This window comes from Leifsonia sp. NPDC080035 (assembly GCF_040050925.1).
Classification (GTDB): Bacteria; Actinomycetota; Actinomycetes; order Actinomycetales; family Microbacteriaceae; genus Leifsonia.
This window is the reverse complement of sequence record NZ_CP157390.1, coordinates 2,143,738-2,157,063: the sequence shown is the minus strand read 5'-3', so window position 1 is coordinate 2,157,063 and position 13,326 is coordinate 2,143,738. Positions and strand designations below refer to the sequence as shown.

The following is a 13,326-nucleotide window of genomic DNA, read 5'->3' as shown; positions in this document are numbered from 1 at the left end:
CGTTCTTCCTCAGTTCGGGATGAGCGTGTACTTGGTGTCCAGGTACTCGTGGATGCCCTCCGCGCCGCCCTCGCGGCCGAGGCCGGACTGCTTCACGCCGCCGAACGGCGCGGCCGCGTTGGACACGAGACCCGTGTTGAGGCCCATCATCCCGGTGTCGATGTTCTCGATCATCCGCTGACCGCGGGCCAGGTCCTGCGTGAACACGTAGCCGACGAGTCCGTACTCGGTCTCGTTGGCGCGCGCCACGGCCTCGTCCTCGGTCGAGAACGTCGTGATCGCCAGGATCGGGCCGAAGATCTCCTCGCGGAGGATCTCGCTGCCCGGCTGGATGTCCGTGAGGACGGTCGGCTCGAAGAACGAGCCGGCGCCCTCCGGGGCGGTGCCGCCGGTGAGGACCCGCGCGCCGCGGGAGACCGCGTCCTCGACGAGCGCGGTCATGGAGGCGACCGCGCGGTCGTCGATCAGCGGGCCGATGGTCACGCCCTCCTCGGTGCCCCGGCCGATGCGCATCGCGTCGACCTTCTCGGTGACCCGGCGCGCGAACTCGTCAGCGACGGACTCGTGCACGATGAACCGGTTGGCGGCGGTGCAGGCCTGGCCGATGTTGCGGAACTTCGCGAGCATCGCGCCCTCGACCGCCTTGTCCAGGTCGGCGTCTCCGAAGACGACGAACGGGGCGTTGCCGCCGAGCTCCATCGAGGTGCGCAGCACGTTCTGGCCCGCCTGGGCGAGCAGCGTGCGGCCGACCGGGGTGGAGCCGGTGAACGAGAGCTTGCGCAGGCGCGGGTCGGCGATGATCGGCGCGGACACCGCTCCCGACGTGTTCGTCTGCACGACGTTGACGACGCCGTCCGGCAGGCCGGCGTCGGCGAGCAGCTGAGCGAACAGCAGCGTCGTCAGCGGGGTGAGCTCTGCGGGCTTCACCACGACGGTGCAGCCGGCGGCGAGCGCCGGGGCGATCTTGCGGGTCGCCATCGCCAGCGGGAAGTTCCACGGCGTGATGAAGAAGCTCGGGCCGACGGGACGCTGCGAGACGACCATGGTGCCGGTGCCCTCGGGGTTGGACCCGTAGCGACCGGAGATCCGCACGGCCTCCTCCGAGAACCAACGCAGGAACTCGCCGCCATAGGTGACCTCGCCGTTGGCCTCGGCCAGCGGCTTGCCCATCTCGAGGGTCATCAGCAGCGCGAAGTCGTCGCGGCGCTCCTGCAGCAGGTCGAAGGCGCGGCGGAGGATCTCGGCGCGGGTGCGCGGCGGGGTGGCGGCCCAGGCGTCCTGGGCGGCGACCGCCGCGTCGAGCGCGCGGATGCCGTCCTCGGGTGTCGCGTTGGCGATCCTCTTGATGACGCGGCCGGTCGCCGGGTCCTGCACCTGGATCTGCTCGCGGGTGCCGGCCTCCCAGCGTCCGCCGATGAACAGCCCGTCGGGGACGCGGGAGAGCAGGTCGGCCTCGCGTGCGCTCAGCTCGGTCGTGGTCACGGTGTCGACGGCGCTCATGCGTTGGCCACCGCCTCCGCGACGACGTCCAGCCCCTCGATGAGGAGGTGGTCGGGGATGCTCAGCGGCGGGAGGAAACGGATGACGTTGCCGTAGGTGCCGCAGGTGAGCAGCACGACGCCGGCCGCGTGCGCGGCGGCGGCGACGGCGGCGGTGAGGGCGGCGTCCGGCTCCCCGGTCTCCGGGTCGACGAGCTCGATGGCGACCATCGCGCCGCGGCCTCGCACCTCTGCGACGCGCGGGTCGGCGTCGCGCAGGGCGCCGAGCTTCTCGAACAGGATGCTGCCGATCTCGCGGGCGCGGGCCGCCAGGTCCTCCTGCTCGTACGTCTCGATCGCGGCGAGTGCGGCGACGCAGGCGAGCGGGTTGCCGCCGTAGGTGCCGCCGAGGCCGCCCACCTGTGGGGCGTCCATGATCTCGGCGCGGCCCGTGACCGCGGAGAGCGGCAGGCCGCCCGCGATGCCCTTGGCCGTGACGATCAGGTCGGGCACGATGCCGAACTGCTCGGAGGCGAACATGGTGCCGGTGCGGGCGAAGCCCGTCTGCACCTCGTCGGCGATGAAGACGACGCCGTTCGCGTTCGCCCACTCCTGCAGCGCCGGGAGGAAGCCGTCGGCGGGGACGATGAAGCCGCCCTCGCCCTGGATCGGCTCGATGATGATCGCGGCGAGGTTGCTCGCACCGATCTGCTTCTCGATCATGCTGATCGAGCGCTTGGCCGCCTCGGCGCCGCTCAGGCCGCCGTCGCGCAGCGGGTAGCTGAGCGGGGCGCGGTAGATCTCCGGTGCGAACGGGCCGAAGCCGTTCTTGTACGGCTGGTTCTTGGCGGTGAGGCCCATCGTGAGGTTGGTGCGGCCGTGGTAGGCGTGGTCGAACGCGACGACGGCCTGCTTGCCGGTGTAGTGCCTGGCGATCTTGACCGCGTTCTCGACCGCCTCGGCGCCCGAGTTGAACAGCGCGCTGCGCTTGGCGTGGTCCCCGGGGGTGAGCCGGTTGAGCGCCTCGGCCACATCCACGTACGAGTCGTACGGGGCGACGGTGAAACAGGTGTGCGTGAAGGCGGCGACCTGCGCCGTGACGGCGTCGACGACGCGCGGGGCCGAGTTGCCGACGCCGGTGACGGCGATGCCGGAGCCGAAGTCGATCAGCGAGTTGCCGTCGACGTCGACGAGCACCCCGCCGCCCGCGGCGACGGTGTAGACCGGGATGGTGGCGCCGACGCCCGCGGCGACGGCCTGGGCCTTGCGCTCGGCGCGCTTGCGCGACTCGGGGCCGGGGATCGGGGTGACGAGCCGGCGCTCCTGCGGGAGCGTGGGGCCGCCGACGGGAGTGCTGGTGGCGGTGGAGAGGATGGTCATGGCGGCATCGTAAGGAGCGTCGCCGACCATTCGCATGGACGATGCGTACAATTCGAGCGTCAGGAATCGACATCCTGGCAGATGGAGTCGTCGATGCCCGCCACCCTCGCCCAGCTGCTCGCCCGTCCCGAGCTCGGCCTGCGCCTGCTGACGCCGCCCGGCGTCGGCGACCTGGATGCGCCGCTCTCCTGGGCGCACAGCTCGGAGCTGCCGGACCCGACGCCGTTCCTCTCGCCGGGGCAGGTGCTGCTGATCACAGGCACCCCGGACGACGTGGAGGACTACGTGGGTCGCCTCGTACGCCACGGGATCGCGGGCCTCGGCTACGGGACGGAGGTGGTGCGATCGGGAACACCGGAGCAGCTCGTGGCCGCGTGCTCGCGTCTCGGGCTGCCGCTTTTCGAGGTGCCGTATCGCACGCCGTTCATCGCGGTCGCCCGCTTCGTCGCCGACCGGCTGGCCGCCGACGCGTACGCCAGGAACACCTGGGCGCTGCGCGCCTCCCGGGCGATCTCGCTCGCCGCGCTGCGACCGGACGCGCTCGGGGCGGTGCTCGCGGAGCTCGCCCGCCAGATCGAGCGCCCCGTCGCGCTGATCGGCGCGGACGGATCGCTCGCCAGGGCGGCGCCCGCCGGCGCCGTCGCCGGCGCCGCCGCGGCCGCGCTGACCGCGTCGGCAGAGCCGCTGCTGCGCAGCAGGCGGCGGGCCGCCGGCACGGCCGAGACCGACGCCGGCCCGTTCGCGCTGCAGACGCTCGGCGCCGCCGGACGGCTGCGCGGGGTCCTCGCGGTCGGCTCGGAGGGCCTCGACCAGGCCGCCCAGCAGGTCGTCACCGGGGTCGTGGCCCTCGCGGGCCTGGCGCTGGAGCAGAGCAGGGCGACGGACGCGGCACGCGCCCGGCTGCGGACCGCCGTCTGGCGGGCGCTGCTCGCCGGCGACCGCGACCTCGCCGACGCGGTCGCCGAACCGGTGCTCGGCGCGCTCCCCGACCCACCTGTGCGGGTCGCCGTGCTGGCGGGGTCGGGACTGGCCGCGGCCACGGACTGGCTGGAGAACCACGACGCCGGCTTCTTCGCCAGGGACGGCCAGGACCTCGTGCTCCTGGACGCGTCGGACGCGACCGCTCGCGAGCTCGCGAACCGGTTCGGCGTCCGAGGCGGCGTTTCGGCGCCCTCGACGCTGACCGGGCTCGCCGCCGCGCTCGCGCAGGCGGAGGTCGCCCGGTCGCGCGCGAGCGCCGAGCATCCCGTCCCGGCCTTCGACGACGTCGCCGCCGCCGGGATGCTCGCGCTGCTGCAGACGCCGGATGCGCGGGCCGTCGCGGCGACCGCGCTCGCACCGCTCGTCGCCGCCGATCCCGGGCTCCCCGCGGTGCTCCGCACCTGGCTGGACGCGGATGGGGTCTATGACGTCGCCGCGCGGCGACTCGGCATGCACCGGCACACGCTGCGCGCGCGCGTCGCCGATGCCGAGCGCCTGCTCGGTCGCGATCTCAGCGGGTTCGCCGCGCGGGCCGACCTCTACGCGGCGCTGCGCGCGGCCGGCTGAACGAGCGGCTGCAGCTCGAGCTCCGGCTGCGCCTCGTCCCGGTGCTTGCCTGCCGTCAGCGTGGCCGCCGCTCCGGCGGCGATGACGATGAAGACGACCGCGATCACCAGGTCGACGATCTGCCTGCGGGTCAGCCCGTCGTGGTGGGCGAGGGCGACCGTGGCCAGCCCGCTGTCGACGGCCGGCGTCGCCATCGCGCCGAACGCGACGGCGGCGACGACGAACGAGAAACCGAAAAGACACCAGGCGACTGCACGCATGAGCCCATTAGACCATCACCCCGCCTGCCGGCACCGGGGGTTGCGGGAGAGTCGCCGACGTGCCACCATGCAGCGCGTCGGCTTTGTGCGGACTCGTGCGGGACGGCCAGAATGGGCGGATGAGTATTCCGATCTCGGGGACGCACTACGGCCTCACCGCCGGCGACTACCACGCCACCATCGCCTCCGTCGGCGCATCGCTGCGCACGCTGGAGCACCGCGGCCGCCCGCTCGTCGTCCCCTTCGACGCCGACGAGGTCCGCCCGGCCTACCGGGGCGCGACGCTGGCGCCCTGGCCCAACCGCGTGGTCGACGGCCGCTACACCTTCGACGGCGTCGAGCAGCAGCTCCCGCTGACGGAGCCGGCGCGCGGTCACGCCCTGCACGGTCTCGCGACCTGGCTCGACTTCGAGCCGGTCGACCGCGCGGCGGACTCGGTCACCCTGGTGGCGACCATCCAGGCGCAGGACGGCTACCCGCACCGCGTGGAGGTGGCCGTCGCGTTCAGCCTCGACGAGGCCGGTCTGCACACCACCGTCACCGCCACCAACGCCGGCACCTCGCGCGCGCCGTGGGGCACCGGCCCTCATCCCTACCTGGTGGCGGGCGAGGGGCGTGTGGACGACTGGACGCTCACGCTGCCGGCCGACTCCGTGCTCACGGTCACCGAGGACCGGCTGATCCCGGTCGCGCTGGAGGAGGTCGCGGGCGGCGGCTTCGACTTCCGCTCGCCGCGCGCCATCGCCGACACCTTCATCGACCACGCCTTCACGGGCCTGCACCGCGGCGACGACGGCACGACGACCGTCACGCTGCGCGCACCCGAGGGCACGGGGGTGGAGATGGTGTGGGACACCGCGTGCCCGTGGGTGCAGGTGCACACGGCGGATCGCGACATCCCGGCCCTGAACCGTCTCGGTCTCGCGGTCGAGCCGATGACGTGCCCGCCCGACGCGTTCAACTCCGGCACCGACCTGGTCATCCTCGAGCCCGGCGCCTCGGCCGGCGCCGGCTGGACCATCCGCGCGCTCTGAGCGCGACTGTCCCCGTTCGGTACGGATGCCCCTGTCCGAGCAGGGCCGAAACGTACCGAACAGGGACAGTTAAGTGCCCGCACGGGCGCAAAGGACCTCGCCGGGACCTGGCCGCCCACGACGGCGGCCGGGTCCCGGCGAGGGTGTGCGCGCGGCCATCCACGACTGGCCGCGCGCAGCTCGAGGGGCGGGCTAGCTGCCCGCCGGCACGGCGGCGGAAACGATCGCGGCCGCCGTCTCGCGCCCGACGCGGATCGCGCCGTCGACGTGCTGGTAGCCCTTGCCCGCCATGTCGCTGCAGGAGAAGTGGATGGACCCGACCGGCGTGCGCAGGTCGGCGCCGTAGCGCGCGAGGCCGCCCATGTCGAAGCTCGCGGCGTATGCGCCGCGCGTCCACTCCTCGCTCCCCCAGTCGCTCTCGTAGTACACGACCGGGTTCAGCGCCTGCTCGCCGTAGTAGTGGGCGAGCGAGGAGAGGATGCGCGCCTTGCGCTCCTGGCGCGTCAGCCGGAACACCTCGTCGGCCGCCTCGTCGGAGACGAAGCCGACCAGGGTGCCGCGCGGGTCGCCGTGGTAGCTGTTGTCGTAGGCCTCGTGCACCAGCTCGTACGGGCTGAACGCGGTGCCGCTGTAGCCGAGGTCGCGCCAGAACGGGGTCTCGTAGACGGCGTGCACCTTGATGACGAAGCCCATCGAGAGGTGCTGGTGCAGCTGCTGCTGGCGGCGCGGGAGCGGCGGCTCGTAGGAGATGCGGCTGATGAGCACCGGCGGCACAGCGAGGATCGCGAACCGGGCGCGCACCTGCACACCGTCCGCGATCGCGGTCACGCCGGTCTCGTCCCAGCGCAGGGTGCGGACGGGGGCGTTCAGGTGCACGTCGTCGCCGAGGCGCTGGGCGAGCAGCAGCGGCACCTGCTGAAGTCCGCCCTTGACGCGCTTGTCCAGGATGAAGTCGGCGTCGACGAGGTTCGAGAAGCTGCCGGCGCTGGCGGCCATGAGCAGCGCCTGCAGCGCGGAGAACGCGTGGGCGGGCTTGGTGAGCATGGCGCCGGCGATGAACATGCCGATGTTGCGCCGGGCCTCCTCGTCGTCGGTCTGCGTCTCGAGCCAGCGGCGGAACGAGATCTCGTCCAGTTCCTTGGCGCGCGGGTGCGCCCACGGACGGTCGGGGTCGATCTCGGCGACCAGCGCGTCCAGGCGCTCGATGAGGTCGACCATCACCTTCTCGGTGGAGGGGGCGACCGGGAAGATGTCGCCCTCGAAGGTGCGGCGCTCGCCGTTCTCACCGAGGTAGATGTTGATGCCGTCGCGGTAGCGCGAATAGGTCTCGAGGCCCAGATCGGCGAGGGTGTCGATCAGCGCGTCCTGGTCAGGCGAGACCCACTGGCCGCCGATCTCCAGGGTGGCGCCGTCGACGTCGTCCGTCCACAGCCGGCCGCCGACGCGGTCGCGCGCCTCGAGCACGGCGACGCTCAGTCCGGCCTTCTTCAGCTCCGTCGCGGCGGTGAGGCCGGACGCTCCAGCGCCGACGATGACCACGTCACGTTCGATGCTGTCCATCGCTATCAACTCCTCCATCGGGTCACGAGGATGCTAGGCGTCCCGCGCGCGGGGTTTCCTGTACAGGCTGTCGAAGAACTCACGCCGGGACCGCCAACGCGTATGAGGCAGGGCGACATCCTCAGCGCACGGCGGGCGCCGCGGCACCGCTGACCCGCAAGTAGACGATGAGCCAGCTGAACACGAGGACGCCGGCCACGAGTTCCGCCGCTGTCAGCACGTAGTACCCGATGACGAAGAACACCAGCGCCACCACGATCGCGGCGAAGAACACGTAGCCGAGCACGAAGAACGAGCGCGGCGCCTCGGGCAGCGCCGCGCGCACCCAGAACACGACGAGCGCGAACACCAGCACCATCCCCACCGCTGACACGTTGTGCAGCACCTGCGAGACGTTCAAGGGGAAGATCCCGACGCAGGCGAGCAGGACGCCGATCAGGATGAGTCCAACGCGCACCCGGAGCACCGCCGCGTGCCGCCGCGGGTCCTCGATGCCGCGCGCGTCCGTCGCGTAACGCGCGATCGCTGTGACGATGACCCCGGCGATGATGAGCGTGAGGTTGAACGCTAGCGACGAGACGCTCCTCGTCATCCCGAGGGCGCTCAGGTGCAGCATCCACCAGTGCGGGTCAGGCGCGCTGAGCATCGCGGTGAGGATGCCGATCACGGCGAACGCCGCCAGGAGCGTGGAGAGCCGCATCAGATCCATCCCGGCGGAGGACGCGAACACCGCGTAGGCCGTGACGCCGATCACAGCGCCGGCGAGCACCGCGGCGGACAGGAAGTACACCGTCGCGTCCTGGAAGCCGTCGGCGAGCACCGCCCCGAGCACCAGCCAGCCGAGCAGGGCGACGATGCCGTACGCGAGGGCGATCGCGAAGGTGTCGACGATGTCCGCACCGGTGGCGCGCCCGGCCGTGCCGCGCCCGCGCCCGTCCGACGCCTCGAACGGCGTGAGGCCCTGCCGGTGCCAGAGCCGGCCGGCCGTGTAGGTCAGGAAGCCGACGATGCCCGCGGCGATCGCGGCGAACTGGCCGACCGAACCGGGACCGGCGATCGGCAGGCTGCGCCCCCAGAACGAGAGCAGGGCCACGACGCCGCAGACGACGAAGGCCCCGCCCCCGACGACGATGGCGGCGCCCTCCACGCCGAGCCGCGGCGGCGCCATGCTCTCCGTCGCGACCATCGCCATCGCCTCCCTCACTGCGCCGCCCCCTGGCGGTCGGGCACAATGTAACTCCGCGGGGGCGGCGTGGCTACGGCGCGTTTCGGGCGGTCGGGAGGCGGATCGGGATGTCCACGGCGAGTGCGGGCGAGAGACTCGATGCCGTGCGGCGCGCGGGACGGATCGACGCGGCGCTCCGGCTCGGCCGCCGGCTGGCAGGCGGTCGCAACAACGACGTGTTCGAGGTCCTCGGCGGCGACGAGGCGCTCTGTCTGAAGGTTTACCCGCCGCGACGGCGCGACGGGTTCGTGCGGGAGGGGGCGGTGCTGGATGCGCTCCGCGACGTCCTGCCGGGCCGGGTGCCCCGGCTCGTCGCCGCCGAACCGGCCGCCTCCGCGATCCTGATGTCCCGGGTGCCCGGCGCCCCCCTCGTGGCCGGCGCGGTGACCGAAGCGGTCGTCGCGGCGATCGTCGACGTGCTGGGCTCATTGTACGCGATCGACGTGAATGAGCTGCGGATACCCGAGGTCCGTTGGTCGCCCCGAGCGATGTTCGACCGTGTCGAGGCCCTGATCCGCGATGCAGCCGGGAGCGAGGCGTCGTCCGAGTGGCGGGAGTGAGCCGGCCGCCTCGGCATCCCGTCGCTGCTGGCGCACGGCAGGGGCCGGGCGTGCGTGGGGCGGGGCGACCCGGCTCTCGGCAACATCCTGTGGGACGGGACGGAGGCGCGCCTCGTCGACTTCGAGGATGCCGGACGCAGCGACGTCGCGCACGAGATCGCCGAGTTTCTCGAGCATCCGCAGCAGCGGAATCTGCCGGCGGCCGCGCGCGAACGGGTCGCCGCCGAGCTCCTCGCGCCGGACGAGCAAACGGCCCTGGCGGCATCGCGGTGGCTGCTGCGATCCTTCTGGGCGGTCCGGGTGCCGGACGAGACGTCGCGGACGCGACTGGCGGAGCTGACCGGCGCCGCATCCCTTCGCGACCTCACCGCGATGTGAGGACGCCGGCGACGCCCGCGCGACGACACCCGCGCGACGACACCCGCCGGGCGCCTCAGCGCAGCGCGCGGAGGTATCGCCGGCGGGCGACGCGCTGGGCGGCGCGGAGGAGCGGGTACAGCGCTCGCCACGGCTGCTGCGGGGCCGCGCGGGTCAGCGAGCGGACGGTGAGCACGATGCAACCGCTGCGCTCGTCGCGGTGGACGATGAACGCCTCCTCGCCGTCGACCGGGTGCCCGGGCAGCGTGCGGTAGGCGAAGCCGGCGCGGTCGGCGCGTTCGACGACCGAGACGACCTCGACCGGCTCGACGATGGTCAGACCGAGCACCCGCGCCCGGATGCGCAGCCTCTGTCCGGGCGCGACGGGTCCCGGCGCATCCACCAGGAACCCGCTCCTGGTCTTCACCCGCCAGCGCAGCACGTCGTCCACCGCGCGCCGCCAGTGCTCGTCGCCGCGGCCGATCACGGCAGAGACCTCCGAGCGCCGGAAGTCGGGATCGCTCGCGCCCCACCGGGGCGCCTCCGGCATCGTCATGACCGCTCCCCCCGGATGGCGGCGGCGAGCGCATCCCGGAAGGCGAGGATCGCGGGATGACCGGCCCGCGACGCCCTGGTCAGGGTGAACAGGGTGCGCTCGGGACGGCCGGGCAGGTCGCGCAGGCGGACGCCGGCGGTGTTCTCCGCGCCGAGCAGGTCGGGAAGCACGGTGACCGCGTGCCCGGTGCGGACCAGGTGGACGTGCGTGATGAGGTCCACCCCGTCGAAGCGCACCCGCGGCTCGAAACCGGCCGTGCGGCAGAGGTCCCTCCCCCAGTCCCCCGGGGCCGTGCCGACGGGGTCCAGCGCCCAGGCGGCTGCGGCCAGCGCCTCCAGGGTCGTCGCGTCGCTCCACGGGCCGACGGCAGGGGTGGCCAACCGCAGCCGGTCGCCGCGCAGGTCCACGCGGTGGAACCGGGCGTTCGGCGGCACCGGCCGGCCCGGGTACTCCTCGCCGAGCACGACGTCGAAGTCGCCGCCGTGGAGTCCGGAGGTGGCGCCGCCCGCCTCGCGCTGTGCGACGTCCACCCGGAGGTCCGGATGCCGCTCCGCGAGGTCGGTGAGCACGGCGGGGAGGACCGACAGCGCGACGGTCTGGAAGGTCGCGACGCGGAGCACCCCGGCCACGCGGTCGCGCGCGGCGGCGAGCTCGGACTCGGCCGTCTCCAGCTCCGCCATGGCGACCCGCGCGTGCCCGAGCAGCAGGTGGGCGTCCGCCGTCAACCGCACACCGCGGCCCACCGGCTCGAGGAGCCGGACGCCCGCCTCGCGTTCCAGTTGTGCGAGCTGCTCGGACACGGTCGACGGCGCGAACGACAGCGCCTGCGCGACCGCGGCCAGGGTGCCGCGGCGGTCGAGCTCGTCGAGCAGGGCGAGGCGTTGCAGGCTGAACACGCTCGCCTCCCATCTCATCGGAACCTCCGATGAGTATAGATCGGAAACATCCGCTGGACCGAATGGAACCGCCCCGCGAGGATGGAGGGGTGAATCGCACGCCCCATCCCTCGATCGCCGCGCTGATGGTGCTCGGGTCGTGCGTCTCCCTGCAGTTCGGCGCGGCCATCGCGACTCCCCTGTTCGGCGTGTTCGGCCCGGCGCTCACGACCGCAGGGCGGCTGCTGCTCGCGGGTGCGGTGCTCGTCGCCGTCTTCCGGCCACGGTTCTGGACGTGGACCCGGCGGCAGTGGGGCGCCGTCCTGCTCTTCGGGGTGGCGATGGCGGGGATGAACGCCTGCTTCTACGCCTCCATCGACCGCATCCCGCTCGGCATCGCGGTGACGATCGAGTTCATCGGGCCGCTCGCCCTCGCCGCGGTGCTCTCGCGCCGGCTGCGCGACATCGGCTGGGTGCTGCTCGCCGGGGCGGCGATCGTCGTCCTCGGGCTCGACGGCACGGGCGACGGCAGGCCGCTCGACATCGTCGGTGTGCTCTTCGCGCTCGCGGCGGGCGGCTTCTGGGCCGGGTACATCCTCTCCGGGACGCGCGTCGGCGCCCTGGTGCCCGGGCACGGGGCGCTCGCGATGGCGGTCGTCGTCGGCGCCGCGGTGGTGGCGCCGTTCGGGATCGGCTCGGCCGGCGCACTCGCCGCCTCCCCGGCCCTGCTGCTCCCGCTCGCCGCGGTCGCCGTCCTGTCCTCGGTGATCCCGTACACGCTGGAGTTCGCCTCGATGCGCGGGCTCGATCCGCGCGCCTTCGGTGTGCTGCTCAGTCTGGAACCGGCGGTGGCGACACTCGCAGGCTGGATGCTGCTCGGCCAGAGCGTGACCTGGCTGCACATCGCCGCGATGGCGGCGGTCGTCGTCGCCTCCACCGGGTCCACGCTCGGCGCGGCGCGCCGGCCGGCCCCGGCCCCCGCCCGCGACGTCCGCCACGACACCCCGACGGCGCCCACCCCCGTCGCCGGCTGACCCAGCGCCCGGTCACCCCGGCGACGAGTCGAATCGTGACGAATTCGGGCCATTCGGCGCATATTCACGACATTCGTCACGACTCGGCTGCGCCAGGAGCCCTCCGCGCACGTCGTGCGGCGAACGGACGCGCTCAGGTCGTGCCGGGGCCGGCGTCGTCGACCTCGACCAGCTGCGCGTCCGGGACGTTGGCAGGCGTCGGCCCGTGCGCGACCCGGAGCATGGCGCTGACCATCGCGTTCGCGACCGCGATGAGCGGGACCGCGAACAGCGCGCCCGGCACGCCGGCGATGCCGGTCCCCGCCGCGACGCCGATCACCACCGCGAGCGGATGCACCTTCACCGCCCCGCCGACCAGCAGCGGTTGCATCACGTGCGCCTCGAGCAGGTGCACGAGCAGCACACCCGCCAACATGATGACGGCCTGGATCGGGCCGGCGAACACCAGCGCGATCCCCACCGCGATGATTCCGGAGACGATCGCGCCGATGACCGGGATGAACGAGAACAGCAGCACGATCACGCCGATCGGGATGGCGAGCGGCAGACCGAGGAAGAACGCGACGAGGCCGATCCCGACGCCGTTCACCGCGGCGACGAGGATCTGCACGCGCACGAACGCGGTGAGCGTCGACCATCCCGCGTCTCCCGCGGCGTGGATGGCCGGGCGGCCGTTCGCCGGGAACAGCCGGGTGACCCACCGCCAGATCCCGCCGCCGTCGATGAGCATGAAGATGGTGGCGAAGATCGCGATCAGGGCGCCCGCGAGCAGGTGACCGGTGGTGGAGCCCACCTGCAGCGCGCCGCCGATCAGCGCCGAGCTGTCCCGCTGGGCGAAGGCTCCTGCGCTCTGGATCCACGCGGAGAACTGGCTGTCGCTCACGTTCCACGGCGGCTGCCGGAGCGCGGACCGCGCGCGGTCGTACGCGGCGACCGACTCGTGCTCCAGCCGCGGCAGACCCGCGCGCACCTGCCAGACGACCAGCAGCACCAGGCCCGCGATGATGGCGGCGAAGACGACGAGGCAGAGCGTGATCGCCGCCCACTTCGGCCAGCGGTGGCGCACCAGCCCGGCGACGCTCGGCTGCAGCAGCGCCGCCACGAGCAGCGCCACCAGCAGCGGCACCACGATCTCGTGGAACACGATCACCAGGTAGACGACCAGCCCGGCGAGGGCGGCGATCACCAGGAGGCGCCACGACCACTCGGAGGCGGCGCGCACGCCTCCCGGTACGGACGACTCGTGGACGGGCGGGCTCTTGCGCGAAAACGCGATCATGACGGTCCCCTCACTACTGCGGTCGCCCGACCATACGCCGCGCAACGCGGCCCGTCGCAGGGGTTGCGTCAGCGCCCAGTCGAGGGGACGCGACACGCCGTTGCCGAGGACAGCGCGCGGCGTGTCGTGTCCTCTCTTGCGGCTCAGGCGGCGCGACGGGGCTGTCGGCGGCGCGAGGCC

11 protein-coding genes and 1 pseudogene are annotated in these 13,326 nt (G+C 73.1%); 4 read left to right on the top strand and 8 right to left on the bottom strand.

What is annotated here, in order from left to right; genetic code table 11:
* Nucleotides 1–9: 9 nt before the first annotated feature.
* The gene (locus tag AAME72_RS10625; protein WP_348786534.1) at nt 10–1,500 is read right to left on the bottom strand and encodes an NAD-dependent succinate-semialdehyde dehydrogenase; all 1,491 of its coding nucleotides are present in this window, start codon (nt 1,498–1,500) and stop codon (nt 10–12) included.
* On the bottom strand, nt 1,497–2,858 hold the full coding sequence (gene gabT, locus AAME72_RS10620; protein ID WP_348786533.1) for a 4-aminobutyrate--2-oxoglutarate transaminase: 1,362 nt from the start codon (nt 2,856–2,858) through the stop codon (nt 1,497–1,499). The genes AAME72_RS10625 and gabT overlap by 4 nt, the downstream gene beginning before the upstream one ends.
* Before the next feature lie 93 nt (nt 2,859–2,951).
* Between gabT and AAME72_RS10615 the strand changes: the two genes are divergently transcribed.
* The gene (locus tag AAME72_RS10615; protein ID WP_348786532.1) at nt 2,952–4,406 is read left to right on the top strand and encodes a PucR family transcriptional regulator; all 1,455 of its coding nucleotides are present in this window, start codon (nt 2,952–2,954) and stop codon (nt 4,404–4,406) included.
* On the opposite strand, the gene AAME72_RS10610 is transcribed toward AAME72_RS10615, so the two are convergent.
* The gene (locus AAME72_RS10610; protein WP_348786531.1) at nt 4,379–4,666 is read right to left on the bottom strand and encodes a hypothetical protein; all 288 of its coding nucleotides are present in this window, start codon (nt 4,664–4,666) and stop codon (nt 4,379–4,381) included. The two genes, AAME72_RS10615 and AAME72_RS10610, sit on opposite strands and share 28 nt — an antisense overlap.
* 119 nt (nt 4,667–4,785) lie before the next feature.
* Here AAME72_RS10610 and AAME72_RS10605 point away from each other — a divergent pair, with 119 nt between their 5' ends.
* Nucleotides 4,786–5,700, top strand: a complete 915-nt coding sequence (locus tag AAME72_RS10605; RefSeq protein ID WP_348786530.1) for an aldose 1-epimerase family protein — start codon at nt 4,786–4,788, stop codon at nt 5,698–5,700.
* Nucleotides 5,701–5,892: 192 nt separating this feature from the next.
* On the opposite strand, the gene AAME72_RS10600 is transcribed toward AAME72_RS10605, so the two are convergent.
* On the bottom strand, nt 5,893–7,260 hold the full coding sequence (locus AAME72_RS10600; protein WP_348786529.1) for an NAD(P)/FAD-dependent oxidoreductase: 1,368 nt from the start codon (nt 7,258–7,260) through the stop codon (nt 5,893–5,895).
* Nucleotides 7,261–7,381: 121 nt separating this feature from the next.
* Nucleotides 7,382–8,446, bottom strand: coding sequence for a DUF998 domain-containing protein (locus tag AAME72_RS10595; RefSeq protein ID WP_348786528.1), 1,065 nt, complete (start codon nt 8,444–8,446; stop codon nt 7,382–7,384).
* A 107-nt stretch (nt 8,447–8,553) separates the two neighbouring features.
* Here AAME72_RS10595 and AAME72_RS10590 point away from each other — a divergent pair.
* Nucleotides 8,554–9,423 (top strand): annotated as a pseudogene (locus tag AAME72_RS10590) (aminoglycoside phosphotransferase family protein).
* 55 nt (nt 9,424–9,478) lie between these two features.
* On the opposite strand, the gene AAME72_RS10585 reads toward AAME72_RS10590, so the two are convergent.
* Together AAME72_RS10585 and AAME72_RS10580 are read right to left on the bottom strand one after the other, a co-directional pair.
* Nucleotides 9,479–9,958 (bottom strand): DUF1990 family protein, encoded by a 480-nt coding sequence (locus AAME72_RS10585; protein WP_348786527.1) that lies wholly within the window; start codon nt 9,956–9,958, stop codon nt 9,479–9,481.
* Nucleotides 9,955–10,872, bottom strand: coding sequence for a LysR substrate-binding domain-containing protein (locus AAME72_RS10580; RefSeq protein WP_348786526.1), 918 nt, complete (start codon nt 10,870–10,872; stop codon nt 9,955–9,957). The genes AAME72_RS10585 and AAME72_RS10580 overlap by 4 nt, the downstream gene beginning before the upstream one ends.
* A 71-nt stretch (nt 10,873–10,943) precedes the next feature.
* Between AAME72_RS10580 and AAME72_RS10575 the strand changes: the two genes are divergently transcribed.
* Nucleotides 10,944–11,867, top strand: coding sequence for an EamA family transporter (locus AAME72_RS10575; RefSeq protein ID WP_348786525.1), 924 nt, complete (start codon nt 10,944–10,946; stop codon nt 11,865–11,867).
* 133 nt (nt 11,868–12,000) lie between these two features.
* Here the strand turns inward: AAME72_RS10575 and AAME72_RS10570 are convergent, their stop codons facing one another.
* The gene (locus AAME72_RS10570; RefSeq protein WP_348786524.1) at nt 12,001–13,146 is read right to left on the bottom strand and encodes an AI-2E family transporter; all 1,146 of its coding nucleotides are present in this window, start codon (nt 13,144–13,146) and stop codon (nt 12,001–12,003) included.
* Nucleotides 13,147–13,326: the final 180 nt, after the last annotated feature.